Origin of the sequence: Cohnella sp. SGD-V74 (assembly GCF_003001675.1) — a bacterium.
GTDB lineage: Bacteria > Bacillota > Bacilli > Paenibacillales > Paenibacillaceae > Cohnella.
This window is the reverse complement of sequence record NZ_PVYW01000014.1, coordinates 51,648-70,233: the sequence shown is the minus strand read 5'-3', so window position 1 is coordinate 70,233 and position 18,586 is coordinate 51,648. Positions and strand designations below refer to the sequence as shown.

The 18,586-nt window shown below is 62.3% G+C and carries 16 protein-coding genes; all 16 read left to right on the top strand.

Translation table 11 applies throughout. The annotated features are described in order from the left end of the window. Nucleotide 1 precedes the first annotated feature (1 nt). Entirely contained in the window at nucleotides 2-925 is a 924-nt protein-coding gene (locus B0G52_RS20830; RefSeq protein ID WP_094047315.1) for an ABC transporter ATP-binding protein, read from the top strand. A gap of 188 nt (nucleotides 926-1,113) precedes the next feature. Continuing rightward, nucleotides 1,114-1,587: a DUF4183 domain-containing protein gene (locus tag B0G52_RS20825; RefSeq protein WP_158223804.1), complete on the top strand. Its 474-nt coding sequence runs from the start codon at nucleotides 1,114-1,116 to the stop codon at nucleotides 1,585-1,587. Between the two features lie 121 nt (nucleotides 1,588-1,708). Then, nucleotides 1,709-2,092 carry a DUF4183 domain-containing protein gene (locus B0G52_RS20820; protein ID WP_094047313.1) on the top strand — a complete coding sequence of 128 codons (384 nt, stop codon included), beginning with the start codon at nucleotides 1,709-1,711 and terminating at the stop codon, nucleotides 2,090-2,092. A gap of 312 nt (nucleotides 2,093-2,404) precedes the next feature. After that, nucleotides 2,405-4,909 (top strand): ATP-dependent helicase HrpB, encoded by a 2,505-nt coding sequence (gene hrpB, locus B0G52_RS20815; RefSeq protein ID WP_094047443.1) that lies wholly within the window; start codon nucleotides 2,405-2,407, stop codon nucleotides 4,907-4,909. Nucleotides 4,910-5,145: 236 nt separating this feature from the next. After that, complete coding sequence (locus B0G52_RS20810) at nucleotides 5,146-5,580, top strand: ATP-binding protein (protein WP_158223803.1); 435 nt, start codon at nucleotides 5,146-5,148, stop codon at nucleotides 5,578-5,580. 65 nt (nucleotides 5,581-5,645) lie between these two features. After that, nucleotides 5,646-5,984: an STAS domain-containing protein gene (locus B0G52_RS20805; RefSeq protein WP_094047311.1), complete on the top strand. Its 339-nt coding sequence runs from the start codon at nucleotides 5,646-5,648 to the stop codon at nucleotides 5,982-5,984. 40 nt (nucleotides 5,985-6,024) lie between these two features. Continuing rightward, complete coding sequence (locus tag B0G52_RS20800; RefSeq protein WP_094047310.1) at nucleotides 6,025-7,386, top strand: PP2C family protein-serine/threonine phosphatase; 1,362 nt, start codon at nucleotides 6,025-6,027, stop codon at nucleotides 7,384-7,386. A 148-nt stretch (nucleotides 7,387-7,534) separates the two neighbouring features. Then, on the top strand, nucleotides 7,535-9,760 hold the full coding sequence (locus B0G52_RS20795; RefSeq protein WP_094047309.1) for an ATP-binding protein: 2,226 nt from the start codon (nucleotides 7,535-7,537) through the stop codon (nucleotides 9,758-9,760). Nucleotides 9,761-9,825: 65 nt separating this feature from the next. Further along, nucleotides 9,826-10,425, top strand: coding sequence for a Pvc16 family protein (locus tag B0G52_RS20790; RefSeq protein ID WP_233162886.1), 600 nt, complete (start codon nucleotides 9,826-9,828; stop codon nucleotides 10,423-10,425). A 5-nt stretch (nucleotides 10,426-10,430) separates the two neighbouring features. Beyond that, complete coding sequence (locus tag B0G52_RS20785; RefSeq protein ID WP_094047308.1) at nucleotides 10,431-11,237, top strand: hypothetical protein; 807 nt, start codon at nucleotides 10,431-10,433, stop codon at nucleotides 11,235-11,237. 156 nt (nucleotides 11,238-11,393) lie between these two features. Beyond that, the gene (locus tag B0G52_RS20780; protein ID WP_094047307.1) at nucleotides 11,394-13,106 is read left to right on the top strand and encodes a phage tail sheath family protein; all 1,713 of its coding nucleotides are present in this window, start codon (nucleotides 11,394-11,396) and stop codon (nucleotides 13,104-13,106) included. A 75-nt stretch (nucleotides 13,107-13,181) separates the two neighbouring features. Next, a complete protein-coding gene (locus B0G52_RS20775; RefSeq protein WP_094047306.1) occupies nucleotides 13,182-13,616 on the top strand; it encodes a phage tail protein in 435 nt (144 codons plus the stop codon). Between the two features lie 251 nt (nucleotides 13,617-13,867). Continuing rightward, nucleotides 13,868-14,248: a hypothetical protein gene (locus B0G52_RS20770; protein WP_094047305.1), complete on the top strand. Its 381-nt coding sequence runs from the start codon at nucleotides 13,868-13,870 to the stop codon at nucleotides 14,246-14,248. Continuing rightward, nucleotides 14,179-14,439, top strand: a complete 261-nt coding sequence (locus B0G52_RS36670) for a DUF6760 family protein (RefSeq protein ID WP_369827106.1) — start codon at nucleotides 14,179-14,181, stop codon at nucleotides 14,437-14,439. The genes B0G52_RS20770 and B0G52_RS36670 overlap by 70 nt, the downstream gene beginning before the upstream one ends. Nucleotides 14,440-14,448: 9 nt before the next feature. After that, the gene (locus B0G52_RS20760) at nucleotides 14,449-14,895 is read left to right on the top strand and encodes a phage tail protein (protein ID WP_233162884.1); all 447 of its coding nucleotides are present in this window, start codon (nucleotides 14,449-14,451) and stop codon (nucleotides 14,893-14,895) included. A gap of 35 nt (nucleotides 14,896-14,930) precedes the next feature. Continuing rightward, the gene (locus B0G52_RS35330) at nucleotides 14,931-18,488 is read left to right on the top strand and encodes a hypothetical protein (RefSeq protein WP_143762604.1); all 3,558 of its coding nucleotides are present in this window, start codon (nucleotides 14,931-14,933) and stop codon (nucleotides 18,486-18,488) included. Nucleotides 18,489-18,586 lie beyond the last annotated feature (98 nt).

The window sequence follows — 18,586 nt, the reverse complement described above, 5'->3', positions numbered from 1 at the left end:
GATGATTACTTGCGAAGGTTTGGTCAAAATCTACAAAGCCGCCGATCTCGAAGTGTTCGCCCTGCAAGGCTTGGACTTGCAGATTGAAGCCGGCGAGCTGATGGCGATTATCGGCAACAGCGGCAGCGGCAAGTCGACGCTGATGAATATGCTCGGCGGACTGGACCGGCCGACGGCCGGCAAGCTGGAGATCGACGGCAAGAACATGCTGAAGATGAGCGAGCGGGATCTCGTGCGCTACAAGCGGGAAAGCGTCGGCTTCGTCTGGCAGAACAACGCCCGCAATCTGATTCCGTACTTGACCGCGCTGGAGAACGTGGAGCTTCCGATTCTGCTCAAGGGCAGGCGCAAGCGGCTCCGCGCGCTGGAGCTGCTCGAGGCGGTCGGGCTGACCCACCGCAAGAACAACAAGCTGCATCAGCTGTCCGGGGGGGAGCAGCAGCGGGTGGCGATCGCCATCGCGCTGGCCAACCATCCGAAGCTGCTGCTCGCCGACGAGCCGACCGGCTCGGTCGATTCGAAGATGGCCGACCAGATTCTCGATCTGTTCCGCGAGCTCAACCGGACGATCGGCATTACCGTCGTCATCGTCACGCACGACCCGCTGCTCGCGAGGAAGGTCGACCGGGTCGTCGCGATCCGCGACGGCAAAATTTCCTCGGAAATGCTTCGGCGCAAATCCTACGCGGAAGAGCTGGCCGAGCTTGAGCTGGGCATCGCCCAGTCGGAGGAGGACTCCCACGTCGAGTACGCGATTCTGGACAAGGCGGGCCGCCTTCAGGTGCCGGCCGCCTACCTGGAATCGATCGGAGTCAAGGATTCGAACAAAATCAAGCTGGAGCTGGCCGACGGCAAAATTATGCTGACCTCGCCGGAAGCGCCCGCCGCCAAACCGGAGGACGAGCCGGAAGGAAATCGCGGATAACCAAGCCGCCCGGGGGTACGTCAAGCAAAAGTGACGCAGCAGGGGAGATGCCCCTGAGCGGGTTTGCATACACGTCCTAGCGCCCGGATCGGGAGAATCGAGCGTCGCGTAGCCGATGGCCCGGCTCCCTGCTCCGCCCTTCGCATAAGTTGAACGAGAGAAGGACTCGGAAGGGAGGGTTCGGACTCGTGCGCAAGCGAGGGAAGCTGTCCAGGTGCGTCAGACGGCGAAAGCGATGCTGCAAGTGCTGCCGCTGCGTCAAGCGCCGCCGATCGGCGAACAGAACGAAGCGCGGAGGAACGCGCGCCGGCCGCCGTTCGCGAAACCGCAGGCGGGGCGCGGCCGAGGTTCGCGTCCGACCCGTAAGCGTGTTTCCGGCCGTTACGCGGCATTTTCACGTATTGCCCGCGGATTTGGACTTCCGCGCAGAGGTTGCGATTCCGGCGACCGCTTTCGTGAACGACGACGGAGCTCCGTCGACCGAGCTGCCGATTGCCGGAGAGCAGGGGTACTACAACCTGTACGTCAACGGCGTTATGCAGCAGGGCAAGCTGTACCGCGTGGTTCCGGGCGCCGTCTCGATCGTCGCGACGGGGCAGACGTTGAAGGCGGGAACGGCGATCGTGCTGGAGACGGTGAGATTTCGCGCGGAGGCAGGGTGAAATGGGGGGATGTCGGCAGGATTAGCCCTTGCAACGGCAGGTTTCGGACATAAGCTATAAGGACTTCCGGTACGAACCGGGAAGTCCAGTCCGACCCAGCCGGGGAAAGGGGGAGAATGCCATGCCTCTTACGATATTCAATATCGCGATCACGGTCGAAGCCGAAGCGGAGACGACGGCCAATCCCGCAGTTTCGAAATACTTCTATGTTGTGCCTGCTCCCGTTACGGTCACGAACGCGGCTCCGCTCGCGCTGGCGGCCACAAGCTTCTTTACGGACGCGGGGGTAGCAGCCACCGCTTTCGAGGCGGTCGCCGCGGACAACGGCTACAGAACGGTGTACATTAACGGCGTGCCGCAAATGGACGGCTTGATCACTCTTTCGACGTCGACGTTGACGTTGACTCCGGAAGACGGAGAGTCGATCGATTTGGACGAGAATACGCCGATCGTGCTGGAAATCGTCAACCTCGATCCGGAGACGACGGTGACGATCACGACGTAATTCGCCAGACGGGGCTGTCCCCACAAGTGGGGTCGTACAAGATTATCGATGAAGTGCAAAGTGCATCTATCTCCTGGAGACTGCCTCATACGGTCCTAAAATTACCCTGTTACGGGTTTACCATTTCAAATTTTAGGATCGTATAGCATCGGAAGGAGATAGATGCACGTACAGCACCATCCATCGATAATCACTTCGTATGACCTTGCTTTCTTATGGGACAGCCCCGTTTCGCATCGCTTCCGAAAGTGGTAAGCTGTCAACGATAAGAGATTCGAGCTTGCCATGGAGCGGAAGGAGCAATCGGGCGTGATGTCTTATTCGCCTTTACCTATAGATGATGCGCTGCCGGAACTACAGCGGGCGCTCGCCGAACGGAACAATGCTGTGCTGATCGCCGAACCGGGAGCGGGGAAGACGACGCGGGTGCCGCTCGCCCTGCTCGGAGAAAGCTGGCTGCAAGGCCGCAAAATCGTCATGCTGGAGCCTCGCAGGCTCGCGGCCAGAAGCTCGGCCGCCTATATGGCGCGGGCGCTGGGGGAGCCAGTCGGCGGGACGGTCGGCTATCGGGTGAAAATGGACACGAAGGTCGGCGAGGGCACGCGGATTGAAGTCGTGACGGAAGGCGTGCTGACCCGGATGCTTCAGTCGGACCCTGCGCTGGAAGGCGTAGGGCTCGTTATTTTCGACGAGTATCACGAGAGAAGCCTGCAGGCGGACTTGGGCCTGGCGCTCAGCCTGCAATCGCAGGCGCTGCTGCGGGAAGACCTGAAGCTGCTCGTCATGAGCGCGACGCTCGAAGCGGAGCCGGTGTCGGAGCTGCTCGGAGATGCGCCGATCGTGCGCAGCGCCGGACGGAGCTTCCCGGTGGACACCGTGTACCGGCCGAGGCCGGCCGGAGAGAAAGCGGAAGAAGCGGTCGCCCGGGCGGCGCTCGATGCGCTGCGCGCGCACGAAGGGGACGTGCTGGCGTTTCTGCCGGGCGTCGGGGAAATCCGGACGGCGGAAGCGCTGCTGAGGGAGAGGCTGCGCGGCTCGGCGCTGGGCGCTCGCGTGCTGCCTCTGCACGGAAGCCTGTCGCCGGAGGAGCAGGACAGGGCGCTTGCTCCGCTTCCCGAGGGGGAGCGGAAAATCGTGCTGGCGACTTCCGTGGCGGAGACAAGCTTGACGGTGGAGGGCGTAACGGTCGTTATCGACAGCGGGCTGATGCGCGTGTCCCGATTTTCGCCGCGCACGGGCATGTCGAGGCTGGACACCGTTACGGTGTCCGCGGCATCCGCGGACCAACGCAGGGGGCGCGCGGGGAGACTTCGCCCGGGGACGTGCTACCGGTTGTGGAGCGCCGAGCAGCAGTCGGCCTTGCCGCCCCGCAGCTTGCCTGAAATTGCGGAGGCGGATCTGGCGCCGCTGCTGCTGGAGCTGGGCGTATGGGGAGTCGGCGACCCGGGGGAGCTAAGCTGGCTGGACGCGCCTCCCGCGCCGGCCGTACAGCAAGCCCGCGAGCTGTTGGTCCAATTGGGGGCGTTGGAGGCGGACGGCGGGAAGGTTACGGTGCACGGCCGCAAAATGGCCGAGCTGGGCAAGCATCCCCGAATCGCCCACATGCTGCTTCGCGCGCAGCCGCTTGGACTGGGCGGGCTGGCGTGCGAAATGGCCGTCGTGCTCGGAGAGCGCGATCTGCTGCGGTATTCCGGCGGACAAGCGCCGACGGCGGATTTGCGGGCCAGAATCGAGGCGCTGCGCGGCTACGGAGCGTACGCCGCGGACGAGGGAGCGCGGAGACGGCTGGCGGAGGAGGCTCGGAGATTGCGGCGGGAGCTGGGAGCAGGGGCGTCTGATGAAGGCGCAGAGCGGGCGGACGATTGCGGTCTGCTGCTCGCCTTTGCGTACCCCGACCGCATCGGTCGCCGGAGGGACAGCGGCAAGTACCTGCTCAGCGGCGGACGCGGCGCGCAGTTCGCTCCGGGGCAAGCGCTGGCGCTGGAGCCGTGGATCGTCGTCGCCGACGTCGACGACGCGGGGGCGGACAGTCGCATCCGGCTTGCCGCTCCGGTGTCGGCGGATCGCCTCGCCGCGAACGCGCCGGAGGCGTTCGCCGTCGAATCGGACGTCTTCTGGGACGCCGAGGCCAAGGCGGTTCGCGGGCGTGAACGCCGGAAGCTGGGCGCGATCGTGCTGGAAGAGAAGCCGATCGGCAAGCTGTCGGAGGAGAAACGGCTGCAAGCGCTGTTGGAGGGGATACGCTCTGAAGGGCTGGAGATGCTGCCGTGGACGAAGGCGGCTCGCCAGTTCCAGGAGCGGGCGTCGTTCGCGCGCCGTCACGACGATTCATGGCCGGATCTGTCCGACGAGGCGCTGCTGGCGACGCTGGAGGATTGGCTGGCGGGCTACGCCGAAGGGATGAAAAGCCGGAGCGATCTGCAGCGGCTGAACGTGAAGGAGCTGTTGGAGGCGATGCTGCCGTGGGAGCGTCGGCGCCGCCTGGACGAGGAAGCGCCGACGCATTGGACGGTGCCAAGCGGCTCGCGCATTCCGATCGACTACGGCGATCCCGACGCGCCGTTCGTGGCGGTGCGGCTGCAGGAACTGTTCGGTCTGCCGGAGACGCCGCGCATCGCGGGCGGACGCGTGCCGCTGACGCTTCATCTGCTGTCGCCGGCGCAGCGGCCCGTCCAGGTGACGCGGGATTTGGCGAGCTTCTGGAGCAACGCTTATTTCGAGGTGCGTAAAGACTTGAAGGGGCGCTACCCGAAGCACTACTGGCCGGACAACCCGCTCGAAGCGGAAGCGACCCGGCGCGTCCGGCCCCGGCAGTAGCGAATGGGGCTTCCTCGAACGTTTCCGTTTTTCGTCCAACGTAACTCCGCGTTCAACGCGAAGAGAGCAGCGAAGGCCGCACGCCGATCGCTGCTCTCTCTTTTTCTCCGCGTCAGTTTTTCTTCCGTCTCGGCTCATGTTTCATCAAAAACTGCATTAAAATGCCATGTCGATATGATATGATGGATAAAGCGGAAAAAACTCGAACGCTGGCGAACGGGAGCGGGGGTGGCGTAATGACGGACAAGGAAGAAGACCGTACGGAAGAGGCGGTCATTCGGCTGGACAACCGGTTGGACGAGCTGGAGCGCTTGCATGCGTTTTTCGAGGAGATTGGCGTGCGCTCGAATTGGCCCGACCGCTTGAAATTCGACATGACGCTCAGCTGCGAGGAACTGCTGACCAACACGATCAATTACGGATTCCCGCAAGGCGGGCGGCATGTCATTACGCTGTCCGTGCAATCGCTTCCGGCCGTCGTCGAGATCAGGCTGGAGGACGAGGGAGTGCCTTTTAACCCGCTGGAGTTCAAGGAACCGGACCTGTCGCTGGACCTGGAAGAGCGGACGGTCGGGGGACTGGGCATTTTCTTCGCGAAAAGGCTGATGAACGAGTTCATCTACGAGCGCACGGATACGGGCAATCTAGTCATTCTTCGCAAAACGATCTGACATCGCGGACCGGCTTTCGCCACAGGAGAACGGTTCGGTTCAACGCATTCGGGAGGAGATTATCCATGATTATCGTAACGACGCAGCGCGAAGGCGCGGCCATTATGAGCATAGAGGGTCGGTTGGACGGCCAGCACGCGCAGACGGCGGAAGCTTCTTTCCTCGCTTTGACCGCGGAGGGCAACACCCGTTTCGTATTTGATTTCTCGGCCATGCAATACATAAGCAGCGCGGGGCTGCGCGTCGTGCTCGTGGCGGCGAAAAAGGTCAGAAGCATGCAAGGTAAGCTCATCTGCGCCAGCATGAATGAACAAGTGCGCGACGTGTTCGAGATGTCGGGCTTCCTGAGCATTCTGGAAACGGCGGATTCGACGGAAGAGGCGCTTGAACGATTAAAAGCTTAAGCCGCGCGCTTGCCGCGAACCGGCGAAAGTAGGGGAACGCATGGATGGACAATGGGTAGCCGCGGGAGCCGGTGCGCTTGTCGGGGCGGCGGCCGGAGCGGGAGCGCTGTATGCGGTGCTGCGGATGCGTTTTCGCCGAATGAAAGCGCTGCTGGAGATCAGCATGCAGCTCAATTCGACGCTGAAGCGCAGGGAACAGATGGAACTCATTATGAATACGGCCAAGCAGGTGCTTCCGGTGGAAGCGGCTTCGGTGCTGCTCGTCGACCCCGAGACGGACGAGCTGTTTTTCGAGCTCGCCCAGGGAGAGAAGGGCGCGGAGGTTCGCGAGATCCGGCTGAAGCCCGGCGAAGGCATTGCCGGGCGCGTGGCGCAGAGCGGGCAGAGCCTTGTCGTCAACGATACGAAGAACGATCCGCGCTGGTCCAATCGGGTCGCGGAGCGAACCGGGTTCGAAACCCGCAATTTGCTGACGGTGCCGATCGTCAACCGCGACAAGGTCGAGGGCGTGCTGCAGGTCATCAATAAGAAGGGCGGCAAGTTCACGACCCGCGACCGGCTGCTGCTCGAACAGGTAGCCCGTCCGATGGCGGTCTCCTTGGAGAACGCGAGGCTGTACGCCAAGGTCGAGGAGTCGCTCGCGGAGCTGCAGTCGACGACGGCGATCAAGGAGCGGCTGGAGAGCGAGCTGCAGGTGGCGGGCACGATCCAGATGAGCTTCCTGCCCCGGACGATGCCTTCGGCGTACGAGCCTTACGACGTCTGCGCGCTGCTCAAGTCGGCCAAGGAAGTCGGGGGAGACTTCTATAATTTCTTCAAGATCGACGACGACCATCTGTTCTTCGCGCTTGGCGACGTTTCGGACAAGGGCATTCCGGCTGCGCTGTTCATGGCGGTCACGCTGACGCTGCTGAAGGGGAAAATGGGCCCGGGCCTGTCGCCCGGCGAGCTGCTGACGATGGTCAACGACGAGCTGGCGCGCGACAATCCGCTCGTATTCGCGACGATCGTCTGCGGCGTGTATACGTGCTCCACTGGCGAACTGGTCATGAGCGAAGGCGGCCACTGTACGCCGTACGTCGTGCGCGCCAGCGGCGCGATCGAGCCGGTGAAGCTGAGAAAGAGTCTGCCGCTCGCCGCGATGGAGGACGCCGTCTACCACGACGGGCGCCTGTCGCTGGAGCCGGGAGACCGGCTGCTGCTGTACACCGACGGCATTACGGAGGCAGAGAACGCGGCGCAGGAGCAGTATTCGTCCGAGCGGCTGCGGGAGTTTCTCGAGATGACGCCGGGCATGTCCAGCGCCGAGACGATCGACGCGCTGCTTATGCATGTTTTCATGTTCGCGGACGGGGCGCCGCAGTCGGACGACATTGCGGTGCTGACTTTGATGCGTCGTTAGGCGGCGGGACGATGATGTGATGAAGGGCGGATAGGCGTGCCGGACGAGCTTAAAGTGGTGCGCGGGGCTGGTGGCCGGCGGATAAGCGCGTGGGGCGAGCTTAATGTGCCGCGCCCAAGGGTGAGTGTGATGGCGAGGGAGGAACTAGGTGGAAGTGGCACAAGTTGAACCGTTTCTGAATGCGCAAGATCATTTGGCCGCCGAGCTGGCATGGCTGGACGCGGGGCTGCTGATGCTGCTGGAGCTGGGCGGGGGCAATCCGTTCGCGCAGCCGCTGATCGGCCCGAGGGGGCTCGTCGTCACCGCGGAGGAACTGATGGAGCCGGAGCCGGGCGAAACGGAAGCGCCGCCGGAAGCGTGGCTGCGTTACGTTCACGATCGCCGGGCGCACGAGAGGGAGATCGCGCTTGCCGCCGAGGCTTCCCTACGCGCCGGCGTGGAGCTGCCGCTGTCGCTGCTGTGCGCAAGGCTTCGCCTTACCGTGTGGGAGCGACGCCTCGTCGTGCTCTGCCTTGCCGCGGAAACGAGCCGGAAATACGAGAAATGGTATGCGTACTTCAACGATGACATTACGTGCAAGGCGCCGACGCCGGATTTCGCGTATCGTTTTCTTTGCGATTCGGAAGATGAGGTTTCCGAGGCCAGGGCGCTGCTAAGAGGCGGCGGAAGGGTGCGGGACCTGCTGCTCGAACCGGAAGAGCCGTACGGAGGCGGGGGCGGACAGGTTCGGCCGAAGCTGAAGACGGCGCTGCGCCTGGACGAGCGGACAATCAGCTATTTGCTGCGCTCGGAGACGCTCGACGGCCGCCTGAGAGGCATCGTCGAAGCGTACGAGCCGCGGGCGCTCGAAGAGCTCCCCGCGCTGCTTCCAGACGATCCGGTCATGCGTTCGCTGCAAGGTCTGGCGGACGGAGGCGCGTCGGCGAGGGGCCAGGCGCCGTTCGTGCATCTGTCCGGTCCGTCCGGCGGAGGCAAGCGCCTGCGCTTCGTTCATCTGGCTGCGGCGCGAGGGCAGCGACTGCTCGTCGTACGTCTTCGCAGTTTGCCGGAGGAGGCCGACCGGGCGGAAGCGGCCATGGCGAGAATCGTCCGCGAAGCGGTGCTGACCGGAGCGGGAATCGTCTTCCGGGAGGAGCACGCGATCGCCGGAACGGCGGTTGCGCATCTCGAAGCGCTGGCAGCGGCTTTGAACCGCTATGTTCGCTATGCGGCGATGCCTCTGATCGGCTGGACGTCGCATATTCGTCGCCAGCCTTCGGAGCTGCCGGTTCCGGAGGAGGCGGGCTGGATTTACGGCGAAGCCGGCATTCCGCCGGCTTCCGTCCGGGAGGCGTTCTGGCAGGCGGAGGCGATGGACGCCATCGGCGGCTACGTCCCTTCGACGTGGCGGGAGCTGGCGGACAAGTACCGGTTCACTCCCGGCCAGATCGGCAGCGCCTGGCGGCAGGCGTTGGCGCTCGCCGCAAGCCGCGGAGCCGGGCTGCCGGAACGGGACGAGATCGAGGCGGCTTGCCGCGGGCAGTTCCGGCATCGGCTGGCGCAGCTCGCCGACCGGATCGCGCCGGCGAGATCGTGGGAAGACCTCGTGCTCGCGGACGAGCCGTACTCGCTCATCCGCGAAGCCTGCGACCGCTTCCTGCATCGCGAGACCGTGTACGAGCGGTGGGGATTCGGGCGCAAGCTGCCGTACGGCAAAGGACTCAGCCTGCTGTTCGCCGGCCCGCCCGGCACCGGAAAGACGATGGCCGCCGAAATCATCGCCGGAGAGCTGGGCCTGGAGCTGTACCGGATCGACCTGTCGAGAATCGTCAGCAAATATATCGGCGAGACGGAGCAGCGGCTCAGCGAGCTGTTCGCGGAGGCGGAGAACAGCGGAGCGATTTTGTTCTTCGACGAGGGGGACGCCCTGTTCGGCAAACGGACGGAGGTCAAGGACGCGCACGACAAATACGCCAACCTGGAAGCGGCCTATTTGCTGCAGCGGATCGAAGCGTACGACGGAGTGTCGATTCTGGCGACCAACCTGCTTCAGAACATGGACGAGGCGCTGATCCGGAGGATGAGCTTCGTCGTGAAGTTTCCTTTTCCCGACGCAGCCGAGCGGGAGCGCATTTTCCGCGTTCATCTTCCGTCCGCGGCCCCGGTGTCGCCCGATGTCGATCTGGCGTTTCTGGCCGCGCGGCTGGAGGTGTCCGGGGGCTATATCAAGAACATCGCGCTGGCTGCCGCATTCCTTGCGGCGGGCTCCGGAAAGCCGATCGGAATGGAGCATTTCATCCGCGCGGCGAGGCAGGAACTGCAGAAAATGGGGAAAATTCTCGTGAAAGAAAGTTTCTCCCCGTATTTAGACGAAGAAAACGTAACATTTGGATAGTCACCCCGTCGTTTTACCGCTATAATAAAGTCGAAATGTAGAATTTTTTAGAAATTTTTCAGATTTTGTGCGGGGAAGGAGGAGCCTGTATCGGAGGTTATACTGTTGTCGCCGACGTCGGCTTAAGCTTGCTCAAGCTGCTGCGCGAACAATTGTCTCCGGACCCTGTCCCTCGGCCCGACCTGATCGGAATGGCTTCCCCCGTCGATAAGGGAGACTTGGCGTTGACGCTCTACCTGTGCAGCATCAGGGAGAACGGAGAAGCCAGGCGCAACGAGATGCTGCCGCAAGGAGGCGTGCTTCGTTATCCCCCGCTTGCGGTCGACTTGCACTACATGCTGACGGCCCATTCCGCCGCCGATCTGCATACGCGGATTCTGGACGAGCATCGGATACTCGGCAAAGCGATGCAGGTGCTGTACGACAATTCGGTGCTGCGCAGCCCGTATCTGGAAGGGACGCTGCTGGAGAACGGGGAAGAGCTGCGGATCACGCCCGAAAACTTGAGCACGGATCAACTGACGCAGCTCTGGCAGTTCGGGGACAATCCGTACAAGCTCTCGCTCGCGTACCGCGTCGGACCCGTGCTGCTCGAATCGAACCGCGTCAAGCCGGGCTCCCGCGTTCTGGAGCGCCGCATCACGCTGCGCGACAAGGGAGGCTGACGCAGTTGGACAGAGCCGAGAGAACGTTCGTTACCCGCTGCTCGCTGGCGGTGAAGCCGTTCGATATTTGGACCGGAACGACGCCGTCTCCTTCCTCGCTGATCGTATCGCTGGAAGGGATCGACCGCAAGCCGATTCGGAGTTCGGACGGAAGTTACGTATTTCTGGACGTGCCGGGCGAGCGCTGCACGCTGCGGATCGCGTCGGCCGCTTACCGGGAAGTGCGGGAAGAGGTCGTCTTGCCGGCGAACGGAGGAACTCCTCCGATTGTAACGGTGAGCCTTCATCCCGGGCGCGCTTATGTGCCTCCCGCCGCCGGCACCGGAGCGATCGCGGAACTTCGCGACGCGAACGGCCAGCCGATTGCGGGCGCAGAGATTTTGGCCTACATAGACGACGAAACGGCCGTTCGCGGCCGCTTGGCGGAAGAACGGAGCGGAGGCGACGGACTTCGGCTGAAAATCGCGCCCGGACACGGGCGGTTGGCGCCCGGGGACGCGTTCGTGCTGAGGGACAGGGACGGTTCGGAGCTGGAATGGAACCGGATGGTCGATTGGACGGACCACCCCGCCGTCATCCTGTTGGAGCGGCCCATAAGGGGCGCGTGGAGTCGGGGAACCCGGCTGTTGCCGGCCGTTCGCGCAACGAGCGACGACGCCGGTACGGCGATTCTCCCGTTTCGGGGGCTGCTGCCGGCCGCATGCCGGATTCATGCCGAGATCGCGGCGGACGGCAAGAGATGGCAGACGGTATGGCAAGCGGAAGGCGGCAAAGTATCGCGCCTGCCCGCGTTTACCGTCGGCTCTAATTGAAGGGCGTGGCGTTGATTGGACGAAGTGCCGCCAGGCAAGACGTTTCCGGTTGACGATAAGATAAACCCATTTTGAGAGAGGAGGAACTGGTTTTCCCCTTACGAGCAGCTAGATTTCAGACTTACATACATACGTAGCGGGGAGAAACCGGGGATCATGGCAGAGTATTTGTCGCCTGGGGTATACGTGGAGGAATTCGAGAGCGGCTCCAAGCCGCTCGACGGCGTAAGCACGAGCACCGCCGGTTTCATTGGCCTCGCGCAGCGGGGAGCGGTCGAAGGATTGCCGCTGCTCATTGCGAGTCCGGCCGATTTTCAGCGCAATTTCGGTTCTTACTTGTCCGAAAGCGCATTCGGAAGCTATCGCTATTTGGCTTATGCGGTAGATCAGTTTTTCACCAACGGAGGTTCCCGTTGTTACGTTATGCGCGTAGCGCCTTCTGACGCTCAGGTTGCGACGAACACAGGTTCCGTCTCGGAGAAGCTGAGCATCACGACGAAAAACCCGGGAGCCTGGGGCAACCTGGTGAAAGTCGTCATTACGGACGCCAGCAAAGCGAAGACGCAAATCTATGAAGTGACGGATCGGCGCTACCGCGTCAAGAACGCCGGCGGATTTTACGCAGGCGACGTCGTCGCCTACAATGCAGGCGGCGAGACGCAGTACAACCGCGTCGTAAGCGTGCAAGGCAACGTGATCGAATTGGCCGACGAGCTGTCCGGCGACGTTGTGGACGACGCTTTGCTGCCTACGAAAATTTTATCGACTTGCGAGTTTTCGCTGCACGTCATCTATAACGACGAAGTGGAAAGTTTCGAGAAAGTCAGCCTCAATCCGGAAGCTCCGACGTTCGTCGAGAAAGTTGCCGGACGTTCGAATCTCGTAAACGTACGGGCATTGGCTCTGTCGACCGACGCGACGCCTCCGTTCGAGACGGTATCCGGCGCGGGCGCGACGGGCAAGGTCGAATTCGTGCTGGCCGGCGGAAGCGACGGCTCGGTTGACGGCATCTCCGCCGCCGACTTCATCGGAGAAGACCGCGGTCCTGGACGCCGTACGGGCATCCAAGCGTTCATCGACAACGACGTCGTCAGCATCATGGCGATTCCGGGCGTAACCGACGCCAACGTGCAGCTGTCCCTCGTCGCACACTGCGAAAACCTGGGCAGCCGCTTCGCGATTCTCGACATTCCGCGCGAGAAAACGAAGGTAGCGGACGTCATGACGCACCGCAACCTGTTCGACTCCAGCTACTGCGCGCTTTACAATCCGTGGCTGTCGGTATTCGATCCGCTCGACAAACGGAACATCTTCGTTCCTCCGTCCGGCACGATCGCGGGCATCTACTCCCGTTCCGACACGACGCGCGGTGTGCAGAAGGCTCCGGCGAACGAAGTGCTGCGCGGCGTAGTCGGCCTGGACGTGCAATACAACAAAGGCGAGCAGGATATCCTCAACCCTGCCGGCGTGAACCTGATCCGTTCCTTTACGGGCCAAGGCATCCGCGTATGGGGCGCCCGCACGGCATCCTCCAATACGCTGTGGAAATACGTCAACGTTCGTCGTCTGTTCATTTTCCTCGAGGAATCGATCAAGGGCGGCACCAACTGGGTCGTGTTCGAGCCGAACAACGAGCAGCTGTGGGCTCGCGTTCAGCGGACGATCGACGCGTTCCTGACGCGGATCTGGCGCGACGGCGCATTGATGGGCAGCAGCGCTTCCGAAGCGTTCTACATCGATATCGGCCGCAGCACGATGACGCAGGACGACATCGACAACGGACGGCTGATCTGCGTGATCGGCGTCGCTCCGGTGAAGCCTGCCGAGTTCGTCGTCTTCCGCATTACGCAGAAAACCGGCTCCGAGTAAGCCGCCGGCCTAGTCCGGAAAGAACGATAAATTGAGGAATCACCCAATATGAACGGAAGGGGATAGAGGATATCCATGCCAGGAGAACGCAATGATCCGTACCGCAATTTTAGATTCCGTGTGGAGATCGAAGGATTGGAGCAAGCCGGTTTCAGCGAAGTCGCCGGGTTCGACGCTTCTTTCGACGTCGTGCAATACCGCGAGGGGAACGAGGTCATTACGCCCCGCAAGCTGCCGGGCCTTGCCCGCTACGGCAACATTTCGCTGAGATGGGGCGCTACCGAGTCGATGGAGCTCTACGAATGGATTCAGGAGTGCATCAACGGCACGGTGGAGCGCAAGACGGTGACGATTATCGCCATCGACGAAGAAGGCGGCGACGTCGCCACGTGGCAGGTCATCGAAGCTTGGCCGGTTCGCTACACGGCTCCTTCCTTTAACGGATCGGGCGCGGAAGTGGCGATCGAGCTGCTCGAGCTCGCTCACGAGGGTATGACTCGTACCGCTTAATAGTGTGGAAATAAGGCGAGAGAGGCGGCTTTCCTTCGCATGGGAGGAGAGCCGGGAGCGGAACGTTTCGTAAAATGAGAGTCCCGCGGCGCGCGGCGGTCCCGGATCGGGCCGCCGCGCGGACGGGCAGTCCGGTCGGGAACCCCGTTGCGGCAATAACGAACGGAATAGCGTTTACCGACAAGGGAGGCCCTCTCTCTTGTTTTGCTTTTTTAAGGGACCGATAGACGAAGCAAGGAGTGAAAGCGACGATGGCGTTTCAGACGGAATACGAGTTCGAGCTCCCGCGCGGCTATGTGGACGACAGCGGCACCTTGCACAAGCGGGGAGTCATGCGGCTTGCGACCGCGGCGGACGAAATTTTGCCGATGAGAGATCCTCGCGTGCAGCAGAACCAGAGCTACCTGACGATTATTTTGCTGGCTCGCGTCATTACCCGGCTCGGGGACGTGAAGCACGTCGATACGAAAACGATAGAGAAGCTGTTTACCGCCGATCTGGCCTACCTGCAAAACCTGTACAGGCAGATCAACGATTTGGAATCGCCGAAGCTGCACACCGCATGCCCGAAATGCGATCACGAGTACGAGGTGGAAGTCGATTTTTTATCCGTAACGGAGGGCCTCTCGTAGCTTATTCTCCTGAAAGAATCTACGAGGAAGTCGGCTTCATCGCCTATTATTTTCACTGGCCCCACGATGAGATCATGAACATGGAGCATAGGGAACGCCGCAGATGGTGCGACGAAATCTCGAAAATCAACCGCAAGCTCAACGACGAGACCGATAAGCAAAACGTGTTCGACGTATTCGGAAAGAGGTGACGACGGAACGTGTCCGCGGCTGCAATGCATCATAAGGTGAACGGGGCGTTTCGCTTCGCCGTCGAGTTGGACGGAATGCTCGTCGCCGGTTTTTCCGAAGCGCACGGCTTGGAATCGCAAATTGAATATGAGGAAATCCGAGAGGGCGGCGTTAACGGGTACGTTCACCGGCTGCCCAAGGGCGTGCGGAATTCGACGATTATGCTCAAGCGGGGATTGTCTTCCTCGCAGGAGCTGTGGAATTGGTACGCGCAGGCGTCGCAAGGGACGGTAACCCGCAAAAGCGGCTCTATCATTTTATACAAGCAGGACGGGGCCGAGCTTTGCCGGTGGAATTTTTTCGACGCGTATCCGGTCAAATGGAGCGGTCCCGGTCTGATTGCTTCCTCCAGCGAGGTGGCGATCGAGACGATCGAACTGGTACATAACGGAGTAAAAGCGATATTCAGAGCATAAAGGCTGCGGGAGACGCGTAGAGAGGAGGGGGCAGCATGAGGATCGGCGCAAGTCGGCGAAATGCGGGAACGGTGCCTGCAAAGGCAGCGCTGGCAGGAGCCGGGCCCGCGCACGCACGGTTCGCCGGCGAGATCGCGGGCAAGTACGGTCCGATTCGCCCCGGCGTCCGAAGCGGACAACCTCTCGTTTTTCGGGTCTCTTCGCAGGAGAAGGGCAAATCTGCAGGCAAGGGCCGGGAGCGGACGCCGTTCCGCCCTCCCGAGCGCTCCAGCGTTGCCGGGCCGGTAACTCCCGCAAGGGAAAAGCCGGAGATTCGGTACCGCGACATCGTTCGGGACCGGCCCGGTCCGGCAGGGAAAGATCGCGTCATCGAGCGGGAAAAGGTGGTCGAGCGGCAGAAGCTGGTCGAACGCGAAAAAGTGGTGGAACGCGAGAAAATCGTGGAGCGCAGCACGGTCGTCGTTCGGGAAGCGGTACGCGTCGTCGTGGAGCAGCGGCGGATCAGGGAAACGGCCCTTTCGACGGACTTGAACGGACGTTCGGAGGAGGCGGCCGAGGCTGTGCGGGAGTCGAGCGCTTCGGTCAGGGGCGCGAATAAGTCTCGCAAGAGTAACAAGCGTATGCCCGAGAACAAGCAAGCTGCTTCTGCCGAAGAAGAAGCTCGTACTCTCGGGATCGACGATGAAGACGGAGGCAGCTTCGGGAATGAGTTGTCCGAAGCTCCCCGGCGCGAGGCGTCCCCCGCAGCGAGAACTTCCTTGGCCGAGACGCTGGCGCAGCGCACTTCATGGCCTATGAGCGCGAAGGCGAACGCGGCCTTTCGAAGGGATCGCGACCAGGCGCCTGCGGCTAAAATTCCGCTTCGGGCGAAAGCATCCAGCGCCCCGGGCAAACGGAAGAAAGCTGCCGATCGTGGGAAGGCGAAGGAGTCGGCCGGGAGTTCGCAAGTAAAGAAGCCTCAAGCGGTATATGCTCAGCTTCTGTTCTTGAATCCCAAGCTGCGTGTCGACGGCGGGAAACGTTCTGGCGATGGAGGAGCGAATCCTTCTGGAGCGGACGTTCGCGCGAGCCGGAGGGAGACGCCGTCGCCGGGAGAAGCGGCGCCGCAGACGGAACGTCCAAGCGGCAGCGCGGCGGCGCACGGGAATGCGGAGCCGAGTTCGGCGCGTCAGACCGAAGCGCAGCGGGAGAGCGAACGATTCGGCGGCTCGGCGTCTTCTCGTCGGGAGCTGTCGGCGGATGTGCCGCGTTTGACCGAAACCCGGGATGCCGGGGGGCGGTTGGAGAGCGGTGAGAGAGTAGGCGAGGATGCGGTTGGCGCTTCTCGTGACGCTGGGAAGCGACGGTCGGATAAAGCTGCTCGGCGGCAAGCTCGGCAGGAGCAGACTTCGCAAGTCGACGATACTCCTTCCAGCCTATCGGTTGAAGGGAGTTCGACCAGCGCTGACGGCGGCGTTGTTTCCGATGAGGAGCAGGAGCATGCGAGATCTTGGAGCCGTCGTGCGTTACGTCTTTCTCACGCGCTGAGGCCGGGCACAACTCGCTTTGAGGAATCTTCATCGTCGGGTGTTGCCAAGGAGGCAAGCTCGCTAGGGCGAATGGACGATTCGCAAGCTGAGCTGGGAGAGAGATTGGCTCAGCCGAAAGTTGCGCTTGGCGTGCGATCGTGGTCGCTGCGCAGACCGGGGGCAGATTCTCCGCTGCCTCTCGTTTATCGGAGTATGACCGAACGGGAACGGCCGATTGCGGCGAAGAGAACGATCGGCTTGGGCATGAAAACCGCAGCAACTCAAGCGGCAAGCGCAGGTTCAGCGGCAAGCGAATCGGTTCGAGAAAGTCGCCGGCTGCCGCAGGCGGAGACCAAGCTGGGACTGGCGACAGGTTCTCTGAAGCTGGCGCATCGATTAACCCGGAGTTCGACCGGCGGCGCAGCCGGTCGGAACGCTTCATCCGCGTCGGGCGAGGTGGGGCAACAGGGCTTGTCCAGAGCGAATGGCGCCGGTACAACGGGGGCGAGTCTCGCTGCCGATCGCGGACCGCAAGTCTCGGGTGACCTTACAGGCAAACCGGGGCGCGATTCCGCAGGCAACTTCCAAACTCCGACGATCCACGCGAATGCTCGTGTTTCGGGAGAGACCGGCTTGGCTGGAGAGGGTGGACGCGTCTCCGGTGATGGAACCCGAACGCCTACGGTCCATGCGAATGCTCGTGTTTCGGGAACGTCTGATCGAGCTGACGACAGGGGACAAGGCGCCGGCGATGGAGCCCGAACGCCTAAGATTCACGCGAAAGCTCGGGTTTCCGGGGCGTCTGATCGAGTGGGCGATAGGGGACAAGGCTCTGGAGACGGGGCTAGAGCGCCTACTGTTCACGCGAAAGCTCAGGTTTCGGGAGCGTCTGATCGAGTGGGCGATAGGGGACAAGGCTCCGGAGACGGGACTAGAGCGCCTACTGTTCACGCGAATGCTCAGGTTTCGGGAACTGCTGATCGAGCGGGCGACAGGGGACAAGGCTCCGGTGATGGAGTCCGATCTAACGAGGGCGGGTACCAAGCCGGCCTTCGAGCGACTCCGGTTCATGCTAACATCCGCGGAACGAGAGTATCGAGTCGTATAAGCGATAAAGCCGGCTTGAGAAATCCAGGTCTCGTTAATGCGGGACTGTCGGGAGCGCGAGGCAGGAGCGACCAAGGAAAACTCGTTTTACTTGCTCGCAGAGACAGGATGAAAGAAGGAGGCGCGGAAGGCCGGAGATCCGCATTGAATCGTTCCGGTACGCTTGAATCAAGCGGCATGCCGGGACAGCAGCGCAATCTCCTGATTCCGACAGACGGCCCCGACAGACTTGCCGTGAATCGGCAGTCCGGCAGGCCGTTGTCTCCGGCAGCGCAAGCCGAATCGCAAATAGAGGCAAGAACCTCCATTCAGTTGAGACGCGGTCCCCCGCCAGAGAACGGTCCGAATGTGTTTGCGAATCCGCGATTGCCAGCGGTTCGGAGGGGGGAGATGGGGGCAGACGCTATGCGGCCCATTTCGGAGAGTATCCGATCGCAGGGCGCTAACGGAGAGGTTTCTGCCGGATGGCAGAGAGACCGCTCGCCGATGGTTCAAAGAGGAAGGCGGGTCCCGCTCAGTACCGTGATGTCGACCGGCAGGATGGCCCGGGCGACGTTGCCGAAAACGCCGGCGACGCATCCGATGCGACAATCGCTTCGGGAACCGTTGCTGCCGAACCAACAAGATTCGTCCGCGCAGCTAGATCGGAGCGACGCTCCTCGTCTGTCGTTAGCGCACGCCGCGCTGCCGGGGGCCAGGGAAAGACGCGATGCGGCTGTCCCGGGCAACGCTGCAGATTCCTCCGTCCATACGCACGAACCGGACACACCTTTGGAATTTCGCCGCAATGCGACGGTAACCGCGGCGGCGAACCAGGCTCGGAATGCCGCGCCCGAACCGGCCGCGGAGATTAGCGAGGAAGCGCTGCAGAAGGCGATCAGCGCATTGCCGCAGCTTCATCCGGATCAGCTTGCGGATCAGGTGTACAAATCGCTGATGAAGCGGATGAAAATGGAGCAGCGTCTTCACGGATTTTAGCCCCGCGAATAAGCGCGCCCGGCGGGCTTACCGGCCCGGCCGCAAGCCGCGGCCCAGTGCCGAGCAAGAGACGAAGACGTAGAAGGGAGCCGATCACA